At 66.8% G+C, this 26,125-nt stretch carries 26 protein-coding genes and 2 pseudogenes; 8 read left to right on the top strand and 20 right to left on the bottom strand.

The features are described from left to right. Positions 1–9 precede the first annotated feature (9 nt). The 19 genes from M9917_RS01895 to M9917_RS01805 form a co-directional block, all read right to left on the bottom strand. Positions 10–1,647, bottom strand: coding sequence for an AMP-binding protein (locus M9917_RS01895; RefSeq protein WP_297250610.1), 1,638 nt, complete (start codon positions 1,645–1,647; stop codon positions 10–12). Then, on the bottom strand, positions 1,644–2,855 hold the full coding sequence (locus M9917_RS01890; protein ID WP_297250609.1) for a CaiB/BaiF CoA transferase family protein: 1,212 nt from the start codon (positions 2,853–2,855) through the stop codon (positions 1,644–1,646). Before M9917_RS01890 ends, M9917_RS01895 begins: the two co-directional genes overlap by 4 nt. A gap of 10 nt (positions 2,856–2,865) precedes the next feature. Beyond that, a complete protein-coding gene (locus M9917_RS01885) occupies positions 2,866–3,993 on the bottom strand; it encodes an acyl-CoA dehydrogenase family protein (RefSeq protein ID WP_297250608.1) in 1,128 nt (375 codons plus the stop codon). Between the two features lie 23 nt (positions 3,994–4,016). Continuing rightward, positions 4,017–5,069: a CaiB/BaiF CoA transferase family protein gene (locus M9917_RS01880; protein ID WP_297250607.1), complete on the bottom strand. Its 1,053-nt coding sequence runs from the start codon at positions 5,067–5,069 to the stop codon at positions 4,017–4,019. A 123-nt stretch (positions 5,070–5,192) separates the two neighbouring features. Beyond that, positions 5,193–6,056: an IS21-like element helper ATPase IstB gene (gene istB / locus M9917_RS01875; RefSeq protein WP_465246306.1), complete on the bottom strand. Its 864-nt coding sequence runs from the start codon at positions 6,054–6,056 to the stop codon at positions 5,193–5,195. Continuing rightward, the gene (gene istA, locus M9917_RS01870) at positions 6,053–7,552 is read right to left on the bottom strand and encodes an IS21 family transposase (protein WP_297250232.1); all 1,500 of its coding nucleotides are present in this window, start codon (positions 7,550–7,552) and stop codon (positions 6,053–6,055) included. Before istA ends, istB begins: the two co-directional genes overlap by 4 nt. 138 nt (positions 7,553–7,690) lie before the next feature. Next, on the bottom strand, positions 7,691–8,398 hold the full coding sequence (locus M9917_RS01865; RefSeq protein ID WP_297250606.1) for a 4-carboxy-4-hydroxy-2-oxoadipate aldolase/oxaloacetate decarboxylase: 708 nt from the start codon (positions 8,396–8,398) through the stop codon (positions 7,691–7,693). Continuing rightward, positions 8,395–9,120: a PIG-L deacetylase family protein gene (locus tag M9917_RS01860; RefSeq protein ID WP_297250605.1), complete on the bottom strand. Its 726-nt coding sequence runs from the start codon at positions 9,118–9,120 to the stop codon at positions 8,395–8,397. Before M9917_RS01860 ends, M9917_RS01865 begins: the two co-directional genes overlap by 4 nt. 33 nt (positions 9,121–9,153) lie before the next feature. After that, positions 9,154–10,236 carry a 4-oxalomesaconate tautomerase gene (locus tag M9917_RS01855; RefSeq protein WP_297250604.1) on the bottom strand — a complete coding sequence of 361 codons (1,083 nt, stop codon included), beginning with the start codon at positions 10,234–10,236 and terminating at the stop codon, positions 9,154–9,156. A gap of 45 nt (positions 10,237–10,281) precedes the next feature. Then, a complete protein-coding gene (locus tag M9917_RS01850) occupies positions 10,282–11,049 on the bottom strand; it encodes an amino acid ABC transporter ATP-binding protein (protein WP_465246312.1) in 768 nt (255 codons plus the stop codon). Continuing rightward, entirely contained in the window at positions 11,049–11,696 is a 648-nt protein-coding gene (locus M9917_RS01845) for an amino acid ABC transporter permease (RefSeq protein WP_297250603.1), read from the bottom strand. Before M9917_RS01845 ends, M9917_RS01850 begins: the two co-directional genes overlap by 1 nt. Further along, complete coding sequence (locus M9917_RS01840) at positions 11,689–12,363, bottom strand: amino acid ABC transporter permease (RefSeq protein WP_297250602.1); 675 nt, start codon at positions 12,361–12,363, stop codon at positions 11,689–11,691. The genes M9917_RS01845 and M9917_RS01840 overlap by 8 nt, the downstream gene beginning before the upstream one ends. A 50-nt stretch (positions 12,364–12,413) precedes the next feature. After that, positions 12,414–13,217, bottom strand: coding sequence for a transporter substrate-binding domain-containing protein (locus M9917_RS01835; protein WP_297250601.1), 804 nt, complete (start codon positions 13,215–13,217; stop codon positions 12,414–12,416). 38 nt (positions 13,218–13,255) lie between these two features. Beyond that, positions 13,256–14,404 (bottom strand): pyridoxal phosphate-dependent aminotransferase, encoded by a 1,149-nt coding sequence (locus M9917_RS01830; protein WP_297250600.1) that lies wholly within the window; start codon positions 14,402–14,404, stop codon positions 13,256–13,258. Between the two features lie 26 nt (positions 14,405–14,430). After that, on the bottom strand, positions 14,431–15,114 hold the full coding sequence (locus M9917_RS01825) for a TetR/AcrR family transcriptional regulator (protein WP_297250599.1): 684 nt from the start codon (positions 15,112–15,114) through the stop codon (positions 14,431–14,433). 201 nt (positions 15,115–15,315) lie between these two features. Beyond that, positions 15,316–16,032 (bottom strand): ABC transporter ATP-binding protein, encoded by a 717-nt coding sequence (locus M9917_RS01820; protein WP_297250598.1) that lies wholly within the window; start codon positions 16,030–16,032, stop codon positions 15,316–15,318. Positions 16,033–16,034: 2 nt separating this feature from the next. After that, the gene (locus M9917_RS01815; protein WP_297250597.1) at positions 16,035–16,937 is read right to left on the bottom strand and encodes an ABC transporter permease subunit; all 903 of its coding nucleotides are present in this window, start codon (positions 16,935–16,937) and stop codon (positions 16,035–16,037) included. 2 nt (positions 16,938–16,939) lie between these two features. Next, positions 16,940–17,908, bottom strand: a complete 969-nt coding sequence (locus M9917_RS01810; protein ID WP_297250596.1) for an ABC transporter substrate-binding protein — start codon at positions 17,906–17,908, stop codon at positions 16,940–16,942. Between the two features lie 31 nt (positions 17,909–17,939). Continuing rightward, positions 17,940–18,473 carry a cupin domain-containing protein gene (locus M9917_RS01805; protein WP_297250595.1) on the bottom strand — a complete coding sequence of 178 codons (534 nt, stop codon included), beginning with the start codon at positions 18,471–18,473 and terminating at the stop codon, positions 17,940–17,942. Between the two features lie 417 nt (positions 18,474–18,890). Here M9917_RS01805 and msuE point away from each other — a divergent pair, with 417 nt between their 5' ends. Continuing rightward, complete coding sequence (msuE, locus tag M9917_RS01800; RefSeq protein WP_297250594.1) at positions 18,891–19,457, top strand: FMN reductase; 567 nt, start codon at positions 18,891–18,893, stop codon at positions 19,455–19,457. Between the two features lie 37 nt (positions 19,458–19,494). After that, entirely contained in the window at positions 19,495–20,577 is a 1,083-nt protein-coding gene (locus M9917_RS01795) for an LLM class flavin-dependent oxidoreductase (RefSeq protein WP_297250593.1), read from the top strand. Positions 20,578–20,668: 91 nt separating this feature from the next. On the opposite strand, the pseudogene M9917_RS01790 reads toward M9917_RS01795, so the two are convergent. Then, a pseudogene (locus tag M9917_RS01790) lies at positions 20,669–21,295 on the bottom strand (arginase family protein); the annotation flags it as partial. An 8-nt stretch (positions 21,296–21,303) separates the two neighbouring features. Here M9917_RS01790 and M9917_RS01785 point away from each other — a divergent pair. The 6 genes and pseudogenes from M9917_RS01785 (at position 21,304) to phnE (M9917_RS01760) (ending at position 26,125) form a co-directional block, all read left to right on the top strand. Then, positions 21,304–21,957 carry a hypothetical protein gene (locus tag M9917_RS01785; RefSeq protein ID WP_297254897.1) on the top strand — a complete coding sequence of 218 codons (654 nt, stop codon included), beginning with the start codon at positions 21,304–21,306 and terminating at the stop codon, positions 21,955–21,957. A 2-nt stretch (positions 21,958–21,959) separates the two neighbouring features. Continuing rightward, positions 21,960–22,106, top strand: a pseudogene (locus M9917_RS01780) (invasion associated locus B family protein); the annotation flags it as partial. A 231-nt stretch (positions 22,107–22,337) separates the two neighbouring features. Continuing rightward, positions 22,338–23,156, top strand: coding sequence for a phosphonate ABC transporter ATP-binding protein (gene phnC / locus M9917_RS01775; RefSeq protein ID WP_297254668.1), 819 nt, complete (start codon positions 22,338–22,340; stop codon positions 23,154–23,156). A gap of 54 nt (positions 23,157–23,210) precedes the next feature. Next, on the top strand, positions 23,211–24,125 hold the full coding sequence (gene phnD / locus M9917_RS01770; RefSeq protein ID WP_297250592.1) for a phosphonate ABC transporter substrate-binding protein: 915 nt from the start codon (positions 23,211–23,213) through the stop codon (positions 24,123–24,125). A 267-nt stretch (positions 24,126–24,392) separates the two neighbouring features. Next, positions 24,393–25,274, top strand: coding sequence for a phosphonate ABC transporter, permease protein PhnE (gene phnE, locus M9917_RS01765; RefSeq protein WP_297250591.1), 882 nt, complete (start codon positions 24,393–24,395; stop codon positions 25,272–25,274). Further along, positions 25,271–26,125 carry a phosphonate ABC transporter, permease protein PhnE gene (phnE, locus tag M9917_RS01760; RefSeq protein ID WP_297250590.1) on the top strand — a complete coding sequence of 285 codons (855 nt, stop codon included), beginning with the start codon at positions 25,271–25,273 and terminating at the stop codon, positions 26,123–26,125. The genes phnE (M9917_RS01765) and phnE (M9917_RS01760) overlap by 4 nt, the downstream gene beginning before the upstream one ends.

Below are 26,125 nucleotides of genomic sequence, written 5' to 3'. Positions count from 1 at the left end.
GTTCGGCAGTCACGCAGGACCGTCTCTCGCCAGATCTTTCAGGCTGACACCCGAAGCTTTTCGATCCCAGACTTGGTCGAAAGCGGCTGTCATCAGGAGCTTCTTCTGAATCTTGTTCGTCGGCGTCCGTGGCAGGGCGGCGAGGAAGGCGATGTAGCGGGGCACCATGTAGTGCGGCAGCGTGCGCGCGAGGTGGCGGAGCAAGGTCTCCGGATCGGCCTGCCGGCCTGGCTTCAGCACGACGCAGAGCTTAACGTCGTCGTCGTCCTCGAACTCGGAGGGAACCCCCACCGCCGCACATTCGGCGACGCTGGGGTGCCCGGACGCAGCGCTCTCGATATCGTAAGAGGAGATGTTCTCGGCGCGGCGCCGGATGCGGTCGCCCAGGCGGTCGACGAAATAGACATAGCCGGCGTCGTCGATGTAGCCGGCGTCACCGGTGTGAAACCAAAGGTTCCGCCAGGCGTCGACCGTCTTGTCGGGCATGCCGTGGTAGCCCTGCATGATGAGCCAGGGCTTCGTCGGCCGGATGACGAATTCGCCGACCGAGCCTGTGGCGACCTCCTCATCGCTGTCGGGATCGACGACCCGGAAATCGTACCAGTCGGCGTCGACCTTTCCGCAGGATCCGGCCCGCAGCGGTTCGTCGTAGGGCGCCCAGCAGACCGCGTTGATTTCGGTCATGCCCCAGCATTCGATCCCGCGGATGCCGAAGCGCTCTTCGAAGGCGTGGGCGACGGCGCGGGGGAACGGCACCATGATCATGCGCCGGAGCAGGTGCTCGCGATCGTCGGTGCCGGGGGGACGGGCGTGTATCATCTCCACCATCGGCCCATGGCCGAGGCTGACGGTGGCACCATGGACGCGGACGCGGTCGAGCCAGTGGGCTGCGTCGAAGCGTTGGTCGAGCACGATCGAGCCGCCAGCCATAAGCATGGCCTGGACCCCCATGAACTTGCCGGCCATGTGGAAGAGGGGATGGGCGCAGTAGAAGCGATCCGAGGCCTGCAGGCGCAGCTTGTCGACGGTACGCTGCGCTAGGAAGGCGATCTGCGCAAACGGCATGCGCACGGCCTTGGCCGGCCCGGATGTGCCGGAGGTGTATATCATCGAGCCGATGTCGGTATGGCTGACTGCGACTGGCGCGGCGAGCGGTTCGCTCTCGATCAGGCTCGAAAAGGGGATGAGCTCGATCCGGGCGAAGGCTGGTGGCTCGGCGGTTGCCTCCTCGTCGGTGCTGAAATAGATCGCCTTGCGAAGATGGGTCAGCGCCGCCTCGCTCGCGCGCAGGACCGGAAGGTGAGCTTGCGCGATGATGATGATTCCGGCGCCGATCGTGTTGAGGGCGTGCTCGAGCACCGCGCCCCGGTATGCGCCGTTGAGCGCCACCTCTATGCCCCCCGCGCAGTTGATGCCCATCCATGCATGCAGCGTCGCGAGGCTTGTCGGCCCCATGACGGCGACCGTCTCGCTCTTCGCGACGCCCAGCCGACCCAGCCCCGCCGCGATGCGCAAGGCTGCCTCATAGGAGGTTGCCCGGGTTGCGTGCCCCTCGCCGAGGACCGTGATGAACGGGGCATCCGGCGCCAGCGCCGCTTGCTCGCACAATATGTCGGGGAGCGTGTTCAAGCGGGGATCGGCTGTCATGCCGGCCGGCCCTTGCCGGCTGGCCCGAGGGCGCCCGCCCGCAAAAGCTGCGCGATCTCATCCGTGTCGTAATCGAACTGCGCGAGGATCTCGCTGGCGTGATACCCCAGCGGCGGTGGGCCACGCCGGATCTCGGGGCCGGTTCGCGACAGCTTCAGCGGACTCCCGACCAGCTCGACCTCGCCCTGCCCGGGTATGGTCATGCGCGCGACCATGCCGTTGTGCTTGACCTGGGGGTGCGAGAGCGCCTCCTTCAGCGGCAACACCGGGGAGCAAATGATGTCTTGTGCCTCAAAGCGCGCGACGCATTCCTCGGTGGTGTATTTTGCGACCTCGCGGCTGATCAGCGCGCTGAGATCGTCCTTCCGTGCGATCTGCAGGTCGATGGTCGCGAATTCCGGCTCCTGGCTCAGATCGGAGATTCCCAGAGCCTGGCAAAACAAGCGCAACGGATTGGGCCGGAAGAAGCCGAGGATCGTGACCCAGCCGTCACTGGTCGGCACGACGAAGCTCAGGCCGCGCTTATGCCAGTTGGTCTCGTAGTCATACATCAGCAGAGACGCGGCCTCGGCGCTCTGGATTGCCATCGCGGTATCGAGCAGGCAGGCATTCACCTGCTGGCCCCGGCCCGAACGGGTGCGTTCGAGGAGGGCGAGAAGAATGCCCTGGACCAGGATCATGCCGGACGAGAAATCGACTGCGGCGGCGCCCATGATCCGTGGCTGCTCGCCGGGCTCGACGCCGGCCAGCGCGATGCCGCTGAGGCTCTGGGCGATCATGTCCTGCGCCGGGCGGTGGGCGATCGGGCCATCCTCGCCGAACCCGGTCGCAACCGCATAGACGATACGCGGGTTGATCGCCGCGACGTCTTCATAAGAGAGGCCGAGGCGCTCCATGACGCCCGGACGGTAGTTGTGGATCAGGACGTCCGCTTTCTCGATCATGCGCAGCAGCGCTACGCGGCCTTCGGGGACCTTCACATCCAGCGTGATCGAGCGCTTGTTGCGGTTGGCGGAGGCGAAGTAGCAACCCACCAGCCCGCGGTCGCGGGCGTATGAGTCCATGTTGCGCATGACGTCGCCGGCGCCCGGACGCTCGACCTTGATGACGTCGGCTCCGAAATCGCCCAGCACCTGCGCGGCGAGCGGGGCCTGGTAGACCTCGCTCATATCGATGACCAAGGTATCGGCGAGAACTGATGGGCTCATGACGCTATCCTCAGTCCTGATAGACATGCTTCGCGATGATCAGGCGCTGAATCTGGTTCGTTCCCTCGTAGATCTGGGTGATCTTCGCATCCCGCATCATGCGCTCGACCGGATAGTCCTCGAGATAACCGTAGCCGCCATGCAGCTGGACTGCGTCGGTCGTGACCGCCATTGCCGTGTCGCTGCACAGCAGCTTGGCCATTGAGGCGAAGGCGCGCGCCTGCCCGGGGTCGGTCTCGATCAGGTTCACGGCGCGATAGAGCAGGGCGCGCGAGGATTCGACCTTCACCGCCATGTCCGCGACCATGCCGCGTATCATCTGGAAGCGAGAGATCGTCTGCCCGAACTGCTGCCGGCCCTTGGTGTAGCGGACGGCTTCGTCCAGCGCGCCCTGGGCGATGCCGAGCGCCTCGGCCGCGATCACCGCGCGCGAATTGGTCAGTCCGACATTCATGTACTCGTATCCCTTGAAGGGATCGCCGACGACGCGGTCTGCACTGATGCGGCAGTTCTCGAGGATGACGTCGGCCGTCGGCGAGCCGCGCACGCCCATCTTCCGCTCGCGCGCTCCGAAGCTGATGCCGGGATCATCGCGATGGACCGCGAAGATGCCGAACTGCCGGCCCTCCCCGGTTCGGGCCAAAACCATATACCAGTCAGCCCAGGTAGCGTTGGTTATGAAGCGCTTGGTGCCGTTCAGCATCCAGCCGTCGCCGGCCTGTTCCGCCCTGGTCTTGATGCCGGCGAGGTCGGAGCCGCCCGCAGGCTCGGTCAGACACCAGGCTGCCACCTGCTCTCCCGAGGAAACCGGTCGCACGATCTCCTCGACGAGCATGGGAGAGCCGAAGCGGACAAGCGGATCCAGAACGATCCAGCTCGTGAACAGAGAGAGCGCGGACGTAGCGCAGACGCGGGCGATTTCCTCGACGGCAATGACCTGGGTCATCAGGTCGCCGCCTTGGCCGCCGAACTCCTCGGGGAAAGGCAGTCCGATCAGATTGGCGTCGCGAAACGCCTTGATCGATTCCTCCGGCAGGGAGCGGGAACGATCGACCTCCGCGGCATGGGGGGCCACGCGCTCGTCCGCGAGCCGCCTGACCGTCGCGCGAAACTGTTCATACGCCTCGGCATCGAGCATGTACCTTCTCCGCGTAGTGAAATTCAGGTGCCAAATACCGGTGGCCAGTCGATGCCGGTTTTCCGGGGGGCTTCCTCGGTCGCGACCACAGCCGCGATCTCGTCGGCGGTGAGGCCAATCTGTTTCAGGACGTCAGCGGTTGCGTCGTCGAGGTCGACCGGCCGCGCCTGCCCGGGCGTTCTGCTGAAGCGGGGGACGACGGGCGCAGGCGTGGCTCCCCCGGTCGGTTCGCCGGCCTCCATCACGGCCTCGTCGGGCGCGAGCACCGGGGTTACGCATGCATTCGAGCCGACGAAGCGCGCTCCCCAATCGGCCATGGGCCGGGTCGCGAAGGCCACTTCAAGCGTCGAGGCAATGAAGGGCCATTGCCGCGTGTCCATATGGTCTGGCGTCGGTCCGGACCCGACCGCCTGCCAGAGTGTCTCGAAGAAGCCGCGCTCGAACGCGCCGACGGCGACATAGCGCCCGTCGGCACAGGCGTAGCAGCGATAGAAGGGAGCATTGAAGAGGCCCTCGCCGCGGCTCGGCATGACCGGGGTGCCCCAAAGCGGGTAGACCATCGCCAACAGCGAGCGGGCCCCTTCGACCATCGAGACATCGACATATTGTCCGCGGCCGGACGTGTTGCGCTCGATCAGAGCCGCGAGGATCCCGAAGGCGGCCAGCATGCTGCCGGCGGCGAGATCCGCGACGATGTTCAGCGGAGGCTGCGGCGGCCCGCCGGCGGGACCTAGCGCGCCCAGGACGCCGCTCACCGCGAGATAGTTGATGTCGTGGCCGGCTTCCTGCGCCCGCTTGCCGGTCTGGCCGTATCCCGTCAGCGAACAGTAGACGAGGCGGGGGTTGCGCGCCGAAACCGCCTCCCAGCCGACGCCAAGCCTGTCGGCGACGCCGGGCCGGAAGCCCTCGACCAGCACATCGGCTGCGTCGATGAGGCGGAGCAGGGCCTCGCGCGCAGCATCGATCTTTAGATCGAGCGTGATGAAGTGCTTGCCACGAGACAATTCTGGGATTGCATCGCCCGCACGGCCGCCGGCTACCGTGAAGACCTCGGCACCGAGATCCGCCAGAAGCATTGTCAACGGCGGTCGGATTCCAGGCCAGCGTGGCGGAGTAAAAGCAGGCCACTGGCGTTGAGGGTGGCGGATATGGCAGGGGCCCCGATCGGGGCCCCTGCCATATCGCGCTGTCGGGATTGATCAGGGGATGATCTCGCCGGTTTCTGGATCGGCTTCGTTGGCGGTGGTCTGTTTTTGCCCCGCCGCGGCGGAGGCGCGCCGGCGGCCGGCCGATTGTTTGAGGCGGTAGCTGTCGCCGTTCATGGCGAGGATGCTGACGTGGTGGGTCAGGCGATCGAGCAGCGCGCCGGTGAGGCGCTCCGATCCCAGGACGGACGTCCAGTCCTCGAAGGGCAGGTTCGAGGTGACGATGGTTGAGCCGCGCTCGTAGCGTTGCGAGAAGATCTCGAACAGGAGCTCGGCGCCGGTCGGCGACAGCGGCACATAGCCGAGCTCGTCGACGATCAGCAGCTTGACCGCCTGCAACTCGCGCTGGAGCCTGAGCAGGCGCTTCTCGTCGCGGGCTTCGAGGAGCTGGTTGACCAGCGAAGCCGCCGTCGTGAAGGCGACGGAGAAGCCCTTCTGGCAAGCGGCCAGCCCGAGCGCGAGGGCGACATGGGTCTTGCCGGTGCCGCTGTTGCCGAGCGCGATGATGTTCTCCCGGCGCAGGATGTAGCCGCAGCGCGCCAGCTCCAGCACGAGCATCTTGTTCAGGCTCGGGATCGCCGTGAAGTCGAAGGTGTCGAAGCTCTTCACCGCTGGGAAGCGCGCCGCCCGGATCCGCCGCTCGACCGTGCGCCGCTCCCGGTCGATCAGTTCGAGCTCGACCAACCGTAGCAGGTAGCGGGGATGATCGACGCCGTCGCGGGAGCATTCCCGTGCCACCTTGTCGTACTCGCGCAGGACGGTTGGCAGCTTCAGTTGCTTGAGGTGGTGCGCCAGCAGGACCTGCGGCGTTCCAGCGGTCGTGCCCGCCGGCATCGTCTCTTTCCCCGAGCCCGTCATGCCGCGGCTCCCGGCAGGAGCACGGCGTAATCGGCCGCCGAGGTCGTCTTCACCGTAGTCCTCGGCAGATACGGATAGGCCGCCAGATCCAGACGGGCCGGGCGCCGTTCCAGCCGCGCCAGCGCGATCAGCTTCACCGCATCGAAGCCGATCGCGCCCAGCCGGATCGCCTCGCCGACGGCGAAGCTCACGACCTCGCGCGGCAAGGCCTCCAGCAGCCGCAGCACCTGGATGAACTCGCGCTTGCCGCGATTGCCCATGCGCGCTTCCAGGAGATGGCGCAGGTGCTGGAAGGCCTCGGGCAGGTCCCAGCCCTGCAAGGCCGCGGCCTGGTCGAGGGCGTTCGGCTTCTCCTCGATTAGCGCCAGATAGTGCAGCGGATCGGAGACGAACACGCCCGTCCCGTAATTGCGGGGATGGCGGGCAATCTCCTCGCCCCGGCACAGGATCACGACCTCCTCGACGAAGCCCTTCACCACCACGTCCTGGAAGCCATAGGCCGTCGGGACCGAGTAGTCGTTCGACCGATATCGGACCAGCGCCGTCGACGAGACCCGCGCACCACGCTTCTCGCACGGCTCCAGCGGCACTGCCGGCAAAGGGCGCAAGACCCCGAGATCGGCAACAAGCCGCTCTCCGATCGTCTGGGCATGCCGGCCGGCCCGCTCGTCCTGTCGCCGGCGGCAGCGCTCGGCCAACATCGCGTTCAGTTCGGCGAAGCTCGCCGCCAAAGGGATCGGCGTCATGAAGTTCGAGCGGGCATACTTCACCAGCCCCTCGACCTTGCCCTTGTCATTGCCCTTGCCCGGGCGCCCGAACCGATCCCGGAACAGATAGTGGCTCACCAGCTCCGTGAAGGCCCGCGTCCGCTCGCGCCGGCCATCGCCGCAGATCTTCGCCACCGCAATGCGGGTGTTGTCATAGAGGATCGACAGCGGCACACCGCCGAAGAAGCCAAAAGCCGAGACGTGACCGTCCAGGAACGCTTCCGTCGTCTCGCGCGGATACGCCTTCACGAAGCAGGCATCCGACTGTGGCAGGTCCAGGCAGAAGAAGTGGATCTTCTGCCGCACGCCGCCGATCACCGCCAGCGCCTCGCCAAAATCCACCTGGGCGTGACCGGGCGGATGGGCCAGCGGAACGAAGGTCTCGCGGCCCCGCGCCCGGCAGAGCCGCACATGGTCCTTCACCACCGTGTAGCCGCCGGCAAAGCCGTGCTCGTCCCGCAGCCGCTCGAAGATCCGCTTCGCCGTATGGCGCTGCTTCACCGGAGACGCCCGGTCTCCGTCCAGGATCGCCTCAATCACCGGCAGCAGCGGACCGAGCTTCGGCTTCTCGACCGGCTTCGTGCGCGTGTAGCCCGGAGGGATCGAGAACCGGCACATCTTGGCGATCGTTTCGCGGCTCAGCCCGAACACGCGAGCCGCTTCCCGTCGGCTCTGCTTCTGATTGAAAACGAAATCGCGAACCGCCGCGTAGACCTCCACAGCGAACATCCCCGCCGACCCCGAAAGGGATCAGCCTATCCAGTGGACGACTTTTACGCCGCCCGCGCCCGCACAAACGCAGGCGCTTCACTGGATGGTTTTCTCACCGCCCTGCACATTGGCTGCAGCAAGCCGCTCGCCTGGCAATCAGGGGGAGATCTGGCCGATCTCCTCGGCATGGTCGACATAGACCAGCCCCTGCCGCGTCAGCTCTTCGCGCATCTTGTACATGTCGAGGCCCAGCACGCCGGAAGCGAGACGCTGGCGCTTCTCATCCTCGTTGGCCTTGCGCGCCTTTGCCTTGGCGGCGACATCGGCGGCCTGCAGGCGCGGCACGACCAGCACGCCGTCGTCATCGGCGACGATGACATCGCCCGGATTGACCACCGCGCCTGCGCAGACCACCGGCACGTTGACCGCGCCCAGCGTCGCCTTGACCGTGCCCTTGGCCGAGATCGCGCGCGACCAGGCCGGAAAGCCCATTTCGTGGAGCGACTTCACGTCCCGCACGCCGGCGTCGATGACGATGCCGAGGACGCCGCGCGCCATCAGCGAGGTCGCGAGCAGGTCGCCGAACATGCCGTCGGTGTTGTCGGTGGTGACGGCGACGACAAGCACGTCGCCGGGCTGGCACTGCTCCACCGCGACATGCAGCATCCAGTTGTCGCCGGGTTGGGCAAGCACGGTGACGGCGCTGCCCGCGATGGCGGCGCCGGCCCAGGCGGGGCGCATATGGGGCTTCATCAGCCCGGTGCGGCCCATCGCTTCATGGCTGGTGGAGACGCCGCATTCGGCGAGATCGGCAATGGCGCCTTTATCGGTGCGGGGGATGTTGCGGACGACGACGGTTTTCACGCGAGTTCCTCCAGAACCATCGGGAAGAGCCGCTGATAGGCCTCGCCATAGGTCATCGACCGGCCGGAATTGCGGCCGCCCTGCATGCCACGGTTCAGCGCGACGCGGGTGTAGTACTCCCAGAGGTGCTTCTGGGCGGCGAGGATTTCGAAGGCGGCGCGCTTCTTCTCCCAGACATCATCGATGTTGAGGATGACGTTGGGCTTGAAGTCGCACTGCTCGGGCTGGTGCGGCTCGAACAGGAAGACCGGCGGGGCGGAATAGGCGCGGTTCGGGTCGGGCTTGTGGCCGGCCGCCTGCGCGATGATGCGGGCCTCCTGCGCCAGCCGCGTCGCCTCGGGATGGTCGATATTGTAGGGATCGGCCAGCGCGTGGGTCAGCACGAAGGACGGCTTCAGCTCGTGGTTGATGTCGACGAGCCGGCCGAGGATCTCCTCCGTGCCCCGCAGCGGATAATCGCCGGCATCGAAGAACTCGATCTCCGCGCCGAGCAGCTCGGCGGCGCGCTGCGCCTCGTCGCGGCGCTGCTCCTTGACCGCGGCCATGCTGACGCCCGCCTTCTTCCAGGCGAACTGGCTCTCGCCGCGCTCGCCATAGGATAGGCAGGCGATCTTGACGCGATAGCCCTTGGCGGTGTGGAGCGCGATGGCGCCGCCGGCACGCCAGACGAAATCGCCGGGATGGGCGGTGACGACGAGGCCGGTCTTCTGGGAAGCAGTCATGGGTTGAACCTTCGAGGTTGTGTTTGGGATGTCTCAGGCCGCTTCGGCGCGGGCATAGGCGGTGCCGTCGAACAGCAGGCGGGCCGTTCGCAGCAGGCCGGCGCGCTCGACGACGGGCTGTTCGGCCGTGCCGCCGACCTCGATGCGGACGCTGAACTCGCCGGTCGGATGCTCGACCGAGAGAGTCTTCACCCGGCCTTCGGGGATTTGGGCGACCGATGCCGCGGGCGACCCGGGCAGGACGCAGGCCGTCGCCACCGTCACCGCCGCAAAGACGCCGATGGAGGCGTGGCATTCATGCGGGATGAAGCTGCGGGTCGAGACATGGCCGCCCGGCTGCTGCGGCGGAGCGAGGAGCGCGATCTTCGGAACGACCTTCTTTGCGACATCGCCGAGATTCATCAGCGGCCCGGCGGCCAGCCGGATGCGCTCGATGTGCGCCTTGAGCTCACCGTCCTTGTCGAGCTCGTCGCGTGGCTCGTAGCCGGTTCGCCCGACATCGGCCGCCCGCATCACGATCACCGGCATGCCGTTGTCGATCAGCGTGCAGGGCACGCCGTCGACGATATCCACGGCGTTACCGGTCGGCAGCAGCGAGCCGCAGACGGAGCCGGCTGCGTCGAGGAAGTCGATGGTGACGGGCGCCGCCGTGCCCGGCACGCCGTCGATCCGCGCGTCGCCCCCGTAGTTCACGCGTCCGCCGGGCGTCTCGATCAGCAATTCGGCGATGGTACCGGTGTTGATGGTGCGGACGCGAACCCGGGTCCGGTCTCCCGTCGGCGCGATCAGCCCGCGCTCGATCGCGAAGGGCCCGACACCGGAGAGGATGTTGCCGCAGTTCGGCGTCGTGTCGACGACCGGCTGGGCGATGCCGACCTGGCCGAAGAGGAAGTCGATGTCGCAATCCGGCAGGGTCGAACGGGAGACGATGGCCGTCTTGCTCGTCAGCGGGTGGGCGCCGCCGACGCCGTCGACCTGGCGCGGATCGGGGGAGCCGAAGATGCTGAGCAACAGACGGTCTCGCGCGGCGGGGTCGGACGGCAGGTCTTCCGCGAGGAAATAGGCGCCCTTGGACGTGCCGCCGCGCATCAGCGCGCACCTGACGGGAATCTGCATAGTCTATCTCCCTCGCGTTGCGGTCGCCGTGGTGCCGGATTGTTCTCAGTGCGCCAGGATCTTCGACAGGAATTCGCGGGCTCGCTCGCTCGCGGGAGCGGCGAAGAACTGCTCCTTGGGGGCGTCCTCGACGATGCAGCCCTGGTCCATGAAGATGACGCGGTCGGCGACGCGCCTCGCGAAGCCCATCTCGTGGGTCACCACCGCCATCGTCATGCCCTCACCGGCGAGCTCGATCATCACGTCGAGCACTTCGCTGATCATTTCCGGGTCGAGCGCCGAGGTCGGCTCGTCGAACAGCATGACCTGCGGGTCGAGCGCGAGCGCGCGCGCGATGGCGACGCGCTGCTGCTGGCCGCCGGAAAGATTCGCCGGCCTCGAATCCGCCTTGGCCTCGAGGCCGACGCGCTTGAGCAGGCTGCGCGATCGGGCCTCCGCCTCGGCGCGCGAGCGCTTCAGGGCGCGGACCTGCGCCAGCATGATATTCTCCAGCGCCGTCATGTGCGGATAGAGCTCGAAATGCTGGAAGACCATGCCGATGCGCATGCGCAGCTTCGGCAAATTGGTGCGCGGCGAGCCGACCTCGACATCCTCGAATCTGATACTGCCGGACTGGAAGGGCTCCAGCCCGTTGACGCACTTGATCAGGGTGCTCTTGCCGGAGCCGGACGGGCCGCAGACGACGACGACCTCGCCCTTGGCGATCTTCGTGCTGCAATTGTGGAGCACCTGCGTCGAGCCATAGGCCTTCGAGACGCTGTCGATGACGATCGTGGGATTGTCCATTGCATTGACCTTGAGAGCGAAGGCCATCAGCTGACCGCCAATCGCGCATAGAGCCAGCGGCCGATGCCCGAGAGGATCAGGCAGATCACCAGATAGGTGAGGGCGACGAAGGCGAGGATCGTCACCGGCTGGAACTCACGGGCGTTGACGAGCATGGCGTTGCCGGTGAACTCCGCGACGCCGATGACCGAGGCTACTGAAGTGAACTTGAAGAGCCGGACATACTGATTGAACAGCGTCGGGATGATGCGGCGCACCGCCAGCGGGACGACGACGAAGCGCAGAGCCTGGCCCTGCGTCAGCCCGGTCGCCAGCGCGGCCTGGTTGAGCGTCGGCTTGACCGTCATCAGGCCGCTGCGGATGTCCTCCGCGAGGTAGGCGCCGATGAACAGGATGAATGCGACGATCGTCGCCTTGTAGGCGGTGGTTTGATAGCCGAACAGCGCGGGCAGGCCGAAGAAGGCGATGAACAGCACGACCAGCAGCGGTGTGCCGCGGATGAACTCAATATAAACCCGCGCTACGGCCGAGAGCACCGGCACGCGGCTGTAGAGAATAACCGCAACGACCAGTCCGAGCAGCGTGCCGCCCAGCGCGACCATCGCCGAGATCTGAAGGCTGGTCGCCAGCCCCTGCAGCATGAAGGGCAGGTTCTTGAGAATGACCTCAGGCATCGGCCACCCTCCGGGCGAGACCGTCGCGCGTGCCTGACAGGATGGTCAGCGTCTGGCTGACCAGCGTCACCAGCGCGAGATAGAGCAGGCAGACGGTGATGTAGATCTCGAAGGTGCGGAAGGTCTGCCCCTCGATCGCGCTCGCCTGGTAGGTGATGTCGGCCACCGCGATCACCGAGGCCAGGGAGGAATCCTTGATGAGCTGCGAAAACACGCTGGCGAGCGAGGGAATAATGGCTCGGATCGCCTGCGGATAGACAACGAAGAGCATGGCCTGCGCATTGGTCAGCCCGCTGGCGAGCGCCGCCTGGCGCTGGCCGCGCGGCACGCTGCCGATACCCGAGCGGACGATCTCGGCGACATAGGCACCCGAATAGAGCGAGAGTCCGAGGACACCGCACCAGAAGGCCGGGATCTTCAGGAAAGACAGGCCGTTATACCAAAAGTACATATGGATCAGCAGCGGGATGTTCCGCATCGACTCTACATAGGCGATCGAGAGCGCGCGCAGCGAGCGGGACTGCGCCGTCGCCGCAGTGCCGACCAGGATCCCGATGAGGATCGCGAGCACCAGCGCCGCCGCCGAGAGCAGGACCGTGGTGATGAAGCCGTCGATGATGAGCGCGCGGTTGTCCCAGATCGGGCCGAACTGCAGGGTATAATTCACCGGTCAGACTTTCTGTGCCGGCGGGCCTTTCGGCCCGCCGAAGCCCGTTCTCACGGCCAGGTTTCGATGGGGTAGGTCGGATCCGCGTTGAACCACTTGCGGTAGAGCGCGGCGTACTCGCCGGAGGTCCACAGGTCCTGGAGGGCGAAGTTCACCGCGTCGCGAAGCTCTGCGTCGCCCTGACGGATGCCAATGCCGAACGGCTCGATGCTGAAGAGCTCACCGACGATCTTGAACTTCGGGTTGTCCTTCTGGAAGCCCTGGAGGATGTTCAGGCTGCCGGTCAGCGCGTCGACACGGCCCTGGGCCAGCGCCAGCCAGGCGCTGTTATAGTCCTTGAAGGCGGTGACCTTGGCCTTGGGCGCGGCCGTCGCGATATTCTTCTCCAGCGTCGTGCCCTGCTGGACCGCAACCTCCTTGCCGTCGAGGTCCTTGAGGCCGGCGACCTTGCTGTCGCTGGCGACCATCAGCGACTGACCGCCGGTGTAATAGGTGATGCTGAAGTCGATCGCCTTGTCGCGCTCGCGCGTGTGGGTCATGGACGCCGCGACGATATCGACATTGCCGCTGACCAGCAGCGGCACGCGGGTCGGCGATGTCACCTTCACGAACTCGACCTTGACGCCGAGCTTCTCGCCGATCTTGCGGACGATATCGAGATCGAAGCCGGCCGGCTCGTTCTTGTCGTCGAGGAAGCCGAAGGGCGGCGTGTCATATTTGACGCCGGCCCGGATCGTGCCGCGCTCCTTGATCTTGGACATGCTGTCGGTCTGCGCCTGCGCGGCGCCAAGCGGCGCCAGAATGGCCGCCGCGGCGAGGGCCGCCGCGAGCTGGAGTTGTCGGCGATCGATCATGGTCTTCGGTTCCCCTGGTTTTGGTTGACGACATGGTTTCAGGCGGCGAGGCCGATGCGCGCGATCCGGTCGAGCGCTTCCTCGAGGTCGGCATCCGGGCAGGTCAGCGACAGGCGCAGATGGTTTTTGCCCGGCGTGCCGAAGAAGGAGCCTGGCAGCGACGAGACGTCGATCTCGTCGAGCCAGCGCTTGGCCACGGCGACGTCGTCGCCGGCGATTGCCGGGAAGAGGTAGAAGGTTGCCGGCGGCATGCTCGCCTCTATGCCGTGGATCTTGGACAGGCCGGTCACCGCGATCTCGAGGCGGCGGCGGAAGGTCTCGCGATATTGCGGCACGACCTCGTCATGGAGCGAGAGCGCTGCAATGCCGGCGAGCTGGATGAAGTCAGGCACGCAATAGACCGAGTGCTGCATGAACTTGAGCACGGCCTTGGAGAGCCCGGCCGGCATCATCAGCGCGCCGAGGCGCCAGCCTGTCATGCCGAAGGTCTTGGAAAAGCTGTCGACGACGAAGGTGCGCTCGCGCCCGCCCGGCAGCGCCTGCGGGCTCGGGAAGCGGCCGCTATGCAGCAGGTCGCAATAGACCTGATCGAAGATGATCCAGATGTCGTGGCGAACGGCCAAGTCGACGAGGCCGGAGATCTCCTCGGCGGCCAGCACCCGCCCGGTGGGGTTCACCGGCGAATTGACGATGACGGCCTTGGTGCGCGGCGTGACGGCACGCTCCAGCACGTCCAGGTCGAGCCGGTCGAGCAGCGAGAGCGGCACGGGCGTGCCGCCGCAGAGCCTGACGCAAGGGCCGTAGCTAACCCAGCCGGGTTCGGGCACCAGGACCTCGTCGCCGGCCTCGACCGTCGCCATCAGCGCCGTGAGCAGCGCGAACTTGCCGCCCGGCGTAACGATGATGTCGGCGGGATCATAGGCCGTGCCGGAGCGGAGCTGCTCGCGCTGGGCGATGGCTTCCCGCAGCGCCGGCAGGCCGGCCGCCGGCCCGTAATGCGTTGCGCCGGCGCGCATGGCGCGCTCGGCCGCGTCGATGATGCGCGGATCGGTGTCGATGTTCGGATCGCCGCTCGACAGTGCCAGGATACGGCGGCCGGATGCCCGTGCCGTGCGGACCCGCTCGGTCATCTCGACGGTGGCGGACGGCTTTAGCGAGGTGACGCGGTCGACGAGTGTGCGTGGCATAATGGCAGAGTCCTGGAAGCAGGTGTTCAGGCGGTTCGGTGAATGGCGGGCGTGAAGCCGAGCTGCCCCCGGTCGCAAGGCGGGGCGCGGAAGCCGGCGGCGGCGAAGGCGACCATCTCGGCGAGCGCCGCGTCCAGATCAGACGGGTCGCACTGGCCGTCGGAGAGCGCCTGAATGCGGCCGGGGTTCGACAGCGTGTAGTAGTGCGCGCCGAGCAGGAAGTGGAAGCGCCAATGGACGTCATTGGCCGAGAGATGCGGAGCCGCAGCGGCGATGGCCGCGATGAAACGCTGGCTCGTCGCGTTGAAATGTTTGGCGATCAGGTTCTTCGACAGCTCTGCCTGCTCATGCGCGACGACCGAGCGCAGTCGCATGAAGCGCCGCGCGCCCGCGTCGTCGGAGGGCTGGGCGAAGGACGGGCGCAGGAAGGCCGCAAGAACCTGCTCGAGCATCGGTGCACGGCCGGCCCCTTCGCCGCAAGCGTCCAGCAAGGCGAGCCGGGCCGCGTTGATGGCACCCGAGCGCCGCGCGAAGATCTCTTCCAGAAGGATCTGCTTCGAGCCGAAATGATAATGCACGGCCGCGATATTGGCGTCGCAGGCGCGGGTGATCGAGCGCAGCGAGACGGCCCGATAGCCCTGCTCTGCGAACATCTCCTCAGCCACATCCAGAATGCGATCTGCCGTGGCAGCCGGCTGGCTATCGCCCATGCCAATCCCGTTCATACGACCTATTCAATCACTTTATTGAAATAGGTGTTTGCGAGAGTCAAGCTGCTATGGGCAAGGCAAGAGGTGTTCCAGCCCGTGAGGCAACGTTCATCCGGGCTCAACTGGCACCGGGCGCGGCCTCGCGCCACTGCCGGCACGGCGATGGCTTGAAGACCGGCCTGATCCGTGGCGGCCTCGTCTTCAGGCCGCGCGTCGCTCGCCGACGCCGAGCCAGCCCAGCAGCCTGGCCCGCAGGCCCGGCAGCGCGGCGTCGTCGACCCGGCGCGGGCGTGGCAGCGCGACCTTCACCTCATGCGCGATGACGCCGTCCTTCATCACGAGGACCCGGTCGGCGAGCAGCAGCGCCTCCTCGACGTCGTGGGTGACCAGCAGCACGGCGCAGCGGTGGCGCTGCCAGAGCTCGCCGACCAGGGCCTGCGCCTTGAGTCGGGTCAGCGCGTCGAGCGCGCCGAACGGCTCGTCGAGCAGGAGCAGGTCGGGTTCGCGCACCAGCGCCCGGGCCAGCGCCGCGCGCTGCGCCTCTCCGCCCGAAAGCACTTTCGGCCAGGCTTCGGCCCGATGCGACAGACCGACCTCCGCCAGCGCCGCATCGGCGCGGGCGCGGCTTTCGCCACCGGGCAGGCCGAGCGTGACGTTGCGCCAGACCGGCTTCCATGGCATCAGCCGCGGCGCCTGGAAGGCGACGGCGCGGCGGACCGGAACCACGACCTCGCCGCCGATCTCGTTGTCGAGATCGGCGAGCACGCGCAGCAGCGTGCTCTTGCCGCAGCCGCTCGCCCCGACCAGCGCCACGAATTCGCCGGCGGCGATGTCGAGGTCGAGATCGCGGATCACGGCGCGCTCGCCAAAGCGGCGGGTCAGGCCGCGCACCTTCACGGCCGGCTGGGCGTCGCTCATGCTCAGGCTCCCGAAAAAGCCGGCCGCCAGGCCAGCAGCACGCGCTCGAGCAGCCGCACGACGGCATCGACCGCAAGGCCCAGCAGCGCATAGATCGCGAGGCAGACCACGATGACATCGGTCTGGAAGAACTCGCGGGCGTTGTTCATCAGATAGCCGATGCCGGCCGTGGCGTTGATCTGCTCGCCGAACACCAGCGCCAGCCACGCCACCGCCAGCGAATAGCGCAGGCCCACCAGCGCGCCCGGCATGGCGCCGGGCAGGATGACGTGGCCGATCAGCCCCGCGCGCCGCAGTCCCAGCGTGCGCGCCGCCTCGACCAGCGACTGGTCGACATTGCGGATGCCGGCATAGACGTTGAGATAGAGCGGGAAGGCCGTCGCCAGCGCGATCAGCGCGATCTTCGGCTGCTCGCCGATGCCGAACCAGATGATCAGCAGCGGGATCAGCGCGATGGCCGGGATGGTGCGCAGCATCTGGACCACGGAATCGATCAGGTCCTCGCCGATGCGCGACAGGCCCGAGACGAGCGCGAGCCCGACGCCGATCGTGCCGCCGATGGCGAGCCCCGCCACGACGCGGCCGAGCGAGGCCAGGATCGCGGCCTGCAACTCGCCGCTGGCGATGAGATCGCCCGCACTGCCGACGACGGTCGCCGGCCCCGCCAGCACTTCCGCCGGCAGCAGGCCGAAGACCGAGGCCAGATGCCAGGCCAGCACCAGCAGCACAGGCCCGCTCGCGCGCCGCAGCAGCCGCGGCGGGCCGCGTCGCCTCACGGCGGCGGGCTGCACGCGGGCCAGGCGCCGTTCGCCTTCGACCGGAACGGGGCGGGACGCGTTCGCGGGACGCACCGCGGCGATGCGCGGAGCGCCCGCGCGCAGGAACGAGATGTCGGCCTGGGTCATGGTCAGGCTCCGATCGCCAGCTCGCGATAGAGGATGCGGTCGAAATCGATCTCGCCGCTCAGCACGCCTGCCGCCGTCCAGGTTTCGAAGGTCTTCTTCAGCCCGGCCGCGACGCCGTCGTCGACTGCGAGGCGCCGGTAGGCCAGATCGTCGTCCGAGAGCTCGCGGGCGATCTCCTCGTCCTGTTTGGCGAAGCCGCGATACCAGGCGACATAGGCCTCGCGATTGGCGCGGCCCCAGCGATAGGCGCGCTCGACGCGGTCGGCGTAGTCGGCGAGCGCCGCCCGCTTGCCGGGATCGTCGACGGCGCTCTGCGAGGCGGCATAGATCAACAGCCCCGAATTGATGCCGGCGCCATCCGACAACACGCGCGCGCCCAGCGCGCTGCGGATGCGTGCGCCATAAACCCCCCAGGTCGCCCAGGCGTCGATGCTGCCGGCGCCGAAGGCCGCGCCCGCATCGACCGGGTTCAGGAAAGCGAGCTTGACGTCGCTCTCCTTGAGCCCCGCCTTGGCCAGCTCGCCGATCACGAGATAATGCGAGACGCTGCCGCGCGTCGTCGGCGAGATCGTCTTGCCGGCGAGATCGGCGACGCTTCCCGCCTTGCTGCCCTTGGGCACATAGAGCCGCGTGCCGCGCCCGCCATTGCTCCAGGCCGCCACGACCTTGATCTTCGAGCCGCCGGCGATGGCGCTGACGGTCGGTGAATCACTGGCCGCGCCGATATCGATGGCGCCGGCCTTCAGCGCCTCGTGCAATTGCACTGCGGCGGGGTAGACCGACCATTCGATCTTGTAGGGCACGTCGTCGAGCAGGCCCGCGGCCTTGAAACGGCTGTGGTTCTGGCCGACCTGGTCGCCGATCCTGAGCGTGACCTTGCCGAGCTCGGGGCCGGCGGCGCGGACGACATGGGGAGCGGTGACGAGACCGGCTCCCAGGCCGGCCGAGAAGAGGCGACGGGTGAGCGTCATCGAAGAATCCTTCGCTGTTCAAGGGCTGGAGTCAGCGCGCCGTGCCGGGATGGGCGTGGATCGGATCGACCCAGTAGACGTCCTCGGGCTTCTCGACCGGGTCGACATCGGTGATGTTGACGACCACGGCCTCGTTGTCGGAGCGCACGAGAACGCATTCGAGAATCTCCGCCGGATCGGCATTGATTTCCTGATGCGGGACGAAAGGAGGCACGTAGATGAAGTCGCCCGGGCCGGCCTCGGCGACGAATTCGAGCCTGTCGCCCCAGCGCAGGCGAGCCCGGCCACGCACGACATAGATCACGCTCTCGAGCGCGCCGTGATGGTGCACGCCGGTCTTGGCATCGGGCTGGATCGAGACCGTACCGGCCCAGATCTTCTGCGCGCCGACGCGGGCATGGTTGATCGCCGCCTGCCGGAACATGCCCGGCGTCTGTGCCGTGTTGGAATCGAGCCTGTCGCCGGCGATGACGCGTACGCCGTCATGTTTCCAGCGGTCCCGGCCGTCCGCGCCCGTCTCGGCGGAGCCGTGACCGTGATCGTGATGATGATGGTCGCCGCACATCTCTTCGCTCCAAATATCGATGCCATGACGATAGCATTACGATCAGATATTGCGAACGGGGAGGCGGTTTGTATCGTCGGGCGGCAGGCAAATTATGATTTTGGGTCGTAACGAATACTTTGTTCTGCGATACCGATTGGGAGATAAAATCTTTTTCTCTCTCCGCCGCCGCCCCGAGCATGACCGTCTCCGCTCATGCTCGCTCGTCCTCGGCAGCGTCCTGAAATCGAGACGATGTATCTCGCGACACCCCGAAAAACGAAAAGCCCGCCTCCAATCGATCGTATCTTTAAAAGATCATTTCGTTTGACTAAACGAACGATTTTGCCGAATTCTCAGGGCAGGCAGGCGCCTCGCCGACAGCAGCGGAGGCGTTTCGGCGTCTCAAGGCAAGGAACGGCAGGCAAGGAACGGCCGATGGCAGATCTTCGCATCACGGGCTTCTCGGGAAATCCGGCCCGCCCCTCCCGCACACGCGCTCTGGTGACGACCGTAGCGGAGACCGCCGCGGCGCGGCTCGGCGGCGAGGCCGCGATCCACGATCTCGTCGATCTTAGTCCCTCGCTCGGCACCGCGCGCCGGCTCAGCGAGCTCGACCCGCAGGCGAGGGGAATCGTCGAGGCGATCCTCGCTGCCGACGTCCTCGTCGTCGCCAGCCCGACCTACAAGGGCAGCTATTCCGGCCTGTTCAAGCATCTCTTCGACCTGATCGACCCGCTCGCCCTGGCCGGCAAGCCCGTGATCCTGGCCGCGACCGGCGGCGGCGACCGGCACGCGCTGGTCGTCGAGCATCAGCTGCGGCCGCTTTTCGGCTTCTTCGCCGTCCACAGCGCGCCGACCGCCCTCTACGCCGCCGAGCGCGACATCGAGGACGGTCGCGTCACATCGCAGGCGCTGCTCGCCCGGATTCGCCAGAGCGTGGACGAGGTCGGACGGCTGCTGCCGCAGGCCCGGCGGGTGCCGGCCCTGCTCGCCGCCGAATGACCCCGAATCGCCCATCCCCGCTACAGGAGCTTCGACCATGAGCATCGAATTCATCGGCTTTGTCGGCAATCATCCGGCCTCGGAGACCGTGGCGCGCAGCGGCCCCGTCATCGACCTCACCTATGTCGAGACTCTCGCCAAGGCGCAGGAACAGGGCGGCTTCGACCGCGTGCTCTTCGCCTTCCACGCGACATCGCCGGAGAGCATCCTGATCGCGCAGCATGCGGCCTCCGTGACGCGGCGGCTGAAACTGATGATCGCGCATCGTCCCGGTTTCACCGCGCCGACCGTCGCGGCCCGCCAGCTCGCGACGCTGGACCACATCAGCGGCGGGCGCGTCGGCGTCCACATCATCACCGGCGGCGACGACGCCGAGCTCGCGCAGGATGGCGACGCCCTGACCAAGGACGAGCGCTACGCGCGCACGAGCGAATATCTCGACATCGTCCGCAAGGAATGGTCGAGCGCCGAACCCTTCGACTATGACGGCGCTTATTATCGGGTCCGCCGCGGTTTCTCCGAAGTGAAGCCGCTCAAGGCGCCGATCCCGGTCTATTTCGGGGGGGCTTCCGACGCGGCGATCGCGGTCGCGGGCCGCCATGCCGACATCTACGCGCTCTGGGGCGAGACGCACGACCAGGTCCGCGAGCTGATCGCCCGCGTGCGCGCCGCCGCCCAGACGCACGGGCGCCAGCCGCGCTTCTCGCTCTCGCTGCGGCCGATCCTGGCCGATACCGAGGAAGCGGCCTGGGCCAAGGCCGACCGCATCCTCGAAACCGCCAAGGCCCGCATCGCCCTGAGCGGCTTCGCCCGCACGGCGCAGGGACCGGCGAACGAGGGTTCGCGCCGCCTGCTGGAGGCCGCCGCGAAAGGCCCGCGGCTCGACAAGCGGCTCTGGACGGGGCTCGCGGCGCTGACCGGCGCCAAGGGCAATTCCACCTCGCTCGTCGGCACGCCCGACCAGGTCGCCGAAGCCATCATCGACTATTACGATCTCGGCGTGACCAGCATCCTGATCCGCGGCTTCGACCCGATCGCCGACGCCGTTCAATACGGCGGCGAACTGATCCCGCGCGTGAGGCAGCTGGTCGCCGCCAGGGGCGTCGACCGAGCTGCATAGTCCGGTCGGCTGCGTCTGCTTCCAGGCGAGGGCGCTTCGGCGCCGAAGGAAGAGTCGCAGGGACCGCGACGCGTTCCATTCGATGGGGCGCTCAGCCCTCCGGTGTCGATGCCGACGAGCGGCGGGCCGTCACGGCGAGCGCCAGCAGGCTGAAGATGGTGAACAGGACCTGGGCTCCCGCCTGTGCCGTATTGGTCGTCGCGTCGTATTGCGGCGCGACCTCGACCAGATCACCGCCGACATAGTCGATCCCTCCCAGCCCGCGCAGGAGCATCAGCGCCTGGAGGGAGGTCAGGCCGCCGATTTCGGGCGTGCCCGTCCCCGGCGCGAATGCCGGGTCCAGGCTGTCGATGTCGAAGGTCAGGTAGGTCGGACCGCCGCCGGCCACGCGGCGCGCCTCGGCGATGACCGCCTCGACGCCCATGCGGGCGAATTCGTCGGCATGGATCACCGTCATCCCGGAATCACGGGAGAATTCCCAGAGATATTCCGCCCCGCCGCGAATGCCGATCTGGATGATGCGGCGCGGATCGAGCACGCCATCCAGCACCGCCTGCCGGAACGGGCCGCCATGATGGAACCGGGAGCCCTCGTAAGGACCGCTGGTGTCGCAATGCGCGTCGATATGGATCATGCCGACGGGTCGCTTCTCGCCGACCGCGCGAAGGATCGACTGCGAGATCGAATGATCGCCGCCCACCGAAAGCGGGGTGACCCCGCCGGGTCGTGGATATCGCCGCCGCCGGCCTCGCCGTATTTGGCGCGCAGCCGTTCCAGCTCGCTCGACCGGTTCACCGCGGAGATTCATCCGGCGATGCTGACGGCCGATCTCGACGAAAAGCTCGCGCTGATGCGGGCGACGGTCTTGCCGAGCCCGATCAGGATCGATTCGGCCGTCAGGAATTCGGCCACGACGCTCCATTCGATCATTCCGTCGCGAAACGCCAGAATGATGAAAATCAAAAAGGATATGACCAGTATTCCAGAAATATACCGACCATAATGCTTGCGCCGGACGCGCCGGAGCCCGTCCGCAGACGAAAAATCCTCAACGATTTCTTTCGTCGCCGGTTCCATTGTCGCCGTTGCTTTTACCTGTCTTCGAGCCGCTACGGGCAGGGGAATGCTGAAGCGGTTTGGGGCCGCGATAAAGAGCGGCCGCCAAATGTTTACATTCGGCATATCGAATTGATCTGCCGGCCCGGTCCAGCACCGCGGATCAACAAGCATTCCTCGCCCGCTGGTGGTGCGGCGTCGAGCATGACGGGCAGCATCCTGGTGTCTGCGGCCTGTCTGGGTTGGGCTCTTGGTGTGTCGGACGGCAATAGCGCCTCGGGAACGCTGGTCCCGCCGTTCGGGCTCGCCCCCGACGCCGGCTGACCTTGCGGATCGACGAGAAGCCCGCGCTCCCACCGCTGCGGTTCCGCTCCTGTTTGCCGGCAGGCTGCCTCGTCTCTGCCAGCTTCGATGCGCCGGTGCTCGCGGTCCTGCGCACCGGCACGACGCTGAAGATCCAAGCGACGGCAGGCGGCGGTGTGCCCACCCCATTCTCAATTCCACTGCAGGGATTCGCAGCGGCACTCGATCGGGGTCGCAGTCCTTTCACGCTGAGGGTGAGCTTCTCGAACCACTCCGCCGAAGCCGTCACGACGCTGTCATCTCGACCCGATAGCGCTCCTTCCCGTGCACGGTCCATGGCGGCGGTGGCCAAGCCCAGCCGGCGTCGTGGCCATGGGAAACGACGGCTTCGAGAAACTTTCATGTTGCGGATCGAAAACCTGACCAAGCGTTTCGGCGACAGGAACGCCGTCGACGATGTCTCCCTGTCCATTCCCGCCGGTGAGATGGTCGGCGTCATCGGCCGCTCCGGAGCCGGCAAATCGACGCTGCTGCGCATGCTGAACCGCCTTGCGGAGCCCAGCAACGGCCGCATCTTCTGCGAGGATCGCGACATCACGGCGCTGAAGGGCACCGCGCTTCGGCGCTGGCGCCGCGACACCGCGATGATCTTCCAGCAGTTCAACCTCGTCGGTCGCCTCGACGTCATGACCAACGTGCTGCTCGGTCGGCTCAACCATCGCGCGGCGGCGCTGACGCTGGTGAAGAGCTTCGCAGAGGACGACAAGATCCGTGCCATCGCCGAGCTCGAACGGCTCGACATGGGCCATCTGCTCGCACAGCGCGCCGAGACCCTTTCGGGCGGCCAGCAGCAGCGCGTCGCCATCGCCCGCGCCCTGGTGCAGGAACCGCACATCATCCTGGCCGACGAGCCGATCGCCTCGCTCGACCCGCGCAACACCCAAATCGTGATGGATGCGCTGTTCCGGATCAACCGCGAGCACGGCATCACCGTGGTCTGCAACCTGCACGACCTCGATATCGCGGCGAAATATTGCGACCGGCTGGTCGGCATGGCCGCCGGCAGGGTCGTCTTCGACGACGTGCCGCAAGCGCTGACCCGCGAGGTCGCTGCCGGGCTCTACGGCATCGAAGCCAGGGATGCCGGCGCCGAGGCGCTCGACGCACTCGACGCCATCGCCACCGCCGAAGCGAAGCGCACCAGGCAGAAGATCGCCTGAGCCGCCCCATCGACCACGCGCAAGTAGACTTTATCACCCAAAGGAGCAGACCCAATGCTGACCCGTCGCCATGCCCTCAAGCTCACCGCTGCCGGCTTCGCGCTCATCGCGACCCCGGCCTTCGCCCAGGACTGGAAGGCGAAGTATCCCGAGCTCGTCTTCGCCATCATCCCATCGGAGAACGCCTCGGGCGTCGTCGAGCGCTACACTCCCTTCGTGAACTATCTCGCCAAGGAGCTCGGCACCAAGGTGACGCTGCGCATCGCCAACGACTACGCCGCCATCATCGAGGGCCAGCGCGCCGGCAACATCCACATCGCCTCCTATGGCCCAGCCTCCTTCGCCCGCGCCCGGATGACCGGTGCCAGGACAGACGCCTTCGCCATCGAGACCAATCTCGACGGTACCAAGGGCTATTATTCAGTCTTCTACGTGAAGAAGGATTCGCCCTATCGGACGATCGAGGACCTCAAGGGCAGGAATCTCGGCCTCGTCGACCCGAACTCCACCTCGGGCAACAACGTGCCGCGCTTCGCGCTGAACGGCATGAAGATCGAGCCGGAAACCTTCTTCGGCAAGGTCGTCTACACCGGCAGCCACGAGAACGCGATCATCGCCCTGCAGCAGGGGACGGTCGACGTCGCCGCCAACTGGTGGAACGACGAGCAGGAATCGAACCTCCAGCGCATGGCCCGCAAGAGCATGGCCAAGGCCGAGGATTTCCGGATCATCTACAAGTCCGAGCAGATCGTGAACTCGCCGATCGCCTATCTCACGGACCTGCCGGACGATCTCAAGGCCAGCATCCGCGACGCGGTGCTCAACCTCGCCAGCAAGGACAAGGCGGCCTTCGACAAGATCTACGAAGGCAAGGCCGGCCCGCTCGTCGCCGTCGACAACAAGGCCTATGATCCGATCATCGAACTCAACCGGTTCGTCGACGACCTGCGCAAGAAGAAGTCGTCGTAAGACGCACGCCTGGCCGCGACCGGAACCCATCTCCTGCATCGAAGTCGGTTGTTGCCGACTTCGACACTCTGAATGCTGATCTCGGGCAAGCCCGAGATCAGTGAGGGGGGCAGGGGTGAGGTGTCGGCCGTTGGACCGGTTGGCTCGGGCCTCGCCAACGCAGCGGCCACCTCCCGGCATTTCCGGTTAGCGGCCTACCTCTTACCCTGCCTTCTCCCTGTGGGAGAGGGTTCCCCGCGCCCCTGTCGGCAAGGGACCACACGGTTCATGACCCTCGCGATCGACCGCAACGACCCCGTCATCCGGGTCCATGCCGAGGCCTACCGGCAGGCTTCGTCCGTCAAGCGCCGGCAGACCCTGATCGGCGTCGCCGTGTTCATCGCCTGCGTGCTGCTTTCGGCCCGTGGCGCTGAAGTCGATCTCGCCAGATTCGCCGAGAACATCGGCCGCTTCCCCAAATACATCCACGAGACGCTGCCGACGCTCAGGCTCGCCAGCCTCGGCGCAGACCTTTCCGAATGGTATTGGGGCCTGAAGGGCTGGCTCAAGCTGCTCTGGCAGACCGTTCTCATCGCCTATGTCGGCACGGTGCTCGGGACCGCCGGCGCCGTCCTGCTCTGCTTTTCGGCCGCCGCCAATCTCGGCCGCTCCGCCTGGCTGCGCTTCGTCACGCGCCGCTTTTTCGAGTTCTGCCGCACTGTCCCCGAGATCGTCTTCGCACTGATCTTCGTCATCGCTTTCGGGTTGGGACCGCTGCCCGGCGTGCTCGCGATCGCGATCCACACCACGGGAGCGCTGGGCAAGCTCTTCTCCGAAGTGGTCGAGAACATCGATTTGAAGCCGGTCGACGGCGTCACCGCCACCGGTGCCGGGTGGTGGCAGGTCGTGCGCTTCGCGGTCGTGCCGCAGGTGCTCTCGAACTTCGCGAGCTATGCGCTGCTGCGCTTCGAGATCAATGTCCGCGGCGCCTCGATCATGGGCTTCGTCGGCGCCGGCGGCATCGGCCAGGACCTGATCGAGGCGATCCGCAAGTTCTACTTCACCGATGTCAGCGCCATCCTGCTGCTGATCATCGTCGCCGTGATGCTGATCGACTACGGCACGGAGCGGCTGCGCCATGCCCTCCTCAGCCTGGAGCATCGCAGATGAGCCTTACCCTCTCGATCGCCGAACGCGCCGACATCCTGCGCCGCCACGAGGCCGCTATCCGCGGCTCGCTCAAGGCCAGGCTCACGACGATCGCCACCGTTGCCGCGCTGCTCGGCCTCTTCGTCTACGGGCTGACGACGCTCGAAACCTCGCTCTGGAAGATCGTCTCCGGGGTCGGCAATCTCGGCAGCTTCGTCGTGCTGATGCTGCCGCCCGATCCCGGCTCCTGGGCGCGCGCCGTCATCTTCGCGAAGGCGCTCATCGAGACCGTCGCCATCGCCTTCCTCGGCACCGTGCTGGCGGCGGCGCTCGCCTTGCCCTTCGGTTTCCTCGCGGCGCGCAACGTCGTCGCCAACCGCATCGTCCATTTCCTCGCCCGCCGCTCGCTCGACACGGTGCGCGGCGTCGATGCCCTGATCTGGGCGCTGATCTGGGTGAATGTCGTGGGCCTGGGCCCATTCGCCGGCATGCTCGCCATCATGACCAGCGATCTGGGCGCCTTCGGCAAGCTCTATTCGGAAGCGATCGAGGCCGCCGACCGCAGGGCCGTCGAGGGCGTCGCCTCGGTCGGCGGCGGCAAGGCGCACGAGATCCGCTTCGGCCTCATGCCGCAGGTGCTGCCGGTGATCGCGAGCCAGGTGCTCTACTTCATCGAATCGAACACCCGCTCCTCGACCATCATCGGCATCGTCGGCGCAGGCGGCATCGGCCTCTATCTCGCGGAGTCGATCCGCACGCTGGAATGGCGGCAGGTCTCCTTCCTGATCCTGCTGATCCTCGCCGCCGTCTCGGCCATCGACTTCCTGTCGGGCAAGCTGCGCTTCGCCGTCATCGGCAAGCGGGCGGTGTAG

The organism is Bosea sp. (in: a-proteobacteria) (assembly GCF_023953965.1).
Taxonomy (GTDB): Bacteria; Pseudomonadota; Alphaproteobacteria; order Rhizobiales; family Beijerinckiaceae; genus Allobosea.
The sequence above is the reverse complement of the archived record's forward strand: the minus strand, read 5'-3'. Positions and strand labels throughout refer to the sequence as shown.

What these genes read in the sequence shown, in the direction of transcription:
- M9917_RS01895 (WP_297250610.1), bottom strand. Translation starts at nt 1,647, where the DNA reads ATGACAGCCGATCCCCGCTTGAACACGCTCCCCGACATATTGTGCGAG.
- M9917_RS01890 (WP_297250609.1), bottom strand. Translation starts at nt 2,855, where the DNA reads ATGAGCCCATCAGTTCTCGCCGATACCTTGGTCATCGATATGAGCGAG.
- M9917_RS01885 (WP_297250608.1), bottom strand. Translation starts at nt 3,993, where the DNA reads ATGCTCGATGCCGAGGCGTATGAACAGTTTCGCGCGACGGTCAGGCGG.
- M9917_RS01880 (WP_297250607.1), bottom strand. Translation starts at nt 5,069, where the DNA reads ATGCTTCTGGCGGATCTCGGTGCCGAGGTCTTCACGGTAGCCGGCGGC.
- istB (WP_465246306.1), bottom strand. Translation starts at nt 6,056, where the DNA reads ATGACGGGCTCGGGGAAAGAGACGATGCCGGCGGGCACGACCGCTGGA.
- istA (WP_297250232.1), bottom strand. Translation starts at nt 7,552, where the DNA reads ATGTTCGCTGTGGAGGTCTACGCGGCGGTTCGCGATTTCGTTTTCAAT.
- M9917_RS01860 (WP_297250605.1), bottom strand. Translation starts at nt 9,120, where the DNA reads ATGACTGCTTCCCAGAAGACCGGCCTCGTCGTCACCGCCCATCCCGGC.
- M9917_RS01855 (WP_297250604.1), bottom strand. Translation starts at nt 10,236, where the DNA reads ATGCAGATTCCCGTCAGGTGCGCGCTGATGCGCGGCGGCACGTCCAAG.
- M9917_RS01850 (WP_465246312.1), bottom strand. Translation starts at nt 11,049, where the DNA reads ATGGCCTTCGCTCTCAAGGTCAATGCAATGGACAATCCCACGATCGTC.
- M9917_RS01845 (WP_297250603.1), bottom strand. Translation starts at nt 11,696, where the DNA reads ATGCCTGAGGTCATTCTCAAGAACCTGCCCTTCATGCTGCAGGGGCTG.
- M9917_RS01835 (WP_297250601.1), bottom strand. Translation starts at nt 13,217, where the DNA reads ATGATCGATCGCCGACAACTCCAGCTCGCGGCGGCCCTCGCCGCGGCG.
- M9917_RS01830 (WP_297250600.1), bottom strand. Translation starts at nt 14,404, where the DNA reads ATGCCACGCACACTCGTCGACCGCGTCACCTCGCTAAAGCCGTCCGCC.
- M9917_RS01825 (WP_297250599.1), bottom strand. Translation starts at nt 15,114, where the DNA reads ATGGGCGATAGCCAGCCGGCTGCCACGGCAGATCGCATTCTGGATGTG.
- M9917_RS01820 (WP_297250598.1), bottom strand. Translation starts at nt 16,032, where the DNA reads ATGAGCGACGCCCAGCCGGCCGTGAAGGTGCGCGGCCTGACCCGCCGC.
- M9917_RS01815 (WP_297250597.1), bottom strand. Translation starts at nt 16,937, where the DNA reads ATGACCCAGGCCGACATCTCGTTCCTGCGCGCGGGCGCTCCGCGCATC.
- M9917_RS01810 (WP_297250596.1), bottom strand. Translation starts at nt 17,908, where the DNA reads ATGACGCTCACCCGTCGCCTCTTCTCGGCCGGCCTGGGAGCCGGTCTC.
- M9917_RS01805 (WP_297250595.1), bottom strand. Translation starts at nt 18,473, where the DNA reads ATGTGCGGCGACCATCATCATCACGATCACGGTCACGGCTCCGCCGAG.
- msuE (WP_297250594.1), top strand. Translation starts at nt 18,891, where the DNA reads ATGGCAGATCTTCGCATCACGGGCTTCTCGGGAAATCCGGCCCGCCCC.
- M9917_RS01795 (WP_297250593.1), top strand. Translation starts at nt 19,495, where the DNA reads ATGAGCATCGAATTCATCGGCTTTGTCGGCAATCATCCGGCCTCGGAG.
- phnC (WP_297254668.1), top strand. Translation starts at nt 22,338, where the DNA reads ATGTTGCGGATCGAAAACCTGACCAAGCGTTTCGGCGACAGGAACGCC.
- phnD (WP_297250592.1), top strand. Translation starts at nt 23,211, where the DNA reads ATGCTGACCCGTCGCCATGCCCTCAAGCTCACCGCTGCCGGCTTCGCG.
- phnE (WP_297250591.1), top strand. Translation starts at nt 24,393, where the DNA reads ATGACCCTCGCGATCGACCGCAACGACCCCGTCATCCGGGTCCATGCC.
- phnE (WP_297250590.1), top strand. Translation starts at nt 25,271, where the DNA reads ATGAGCCTTACCCTCTCGATCGCCGAACGCGCCGACATCCTGCGCCGC.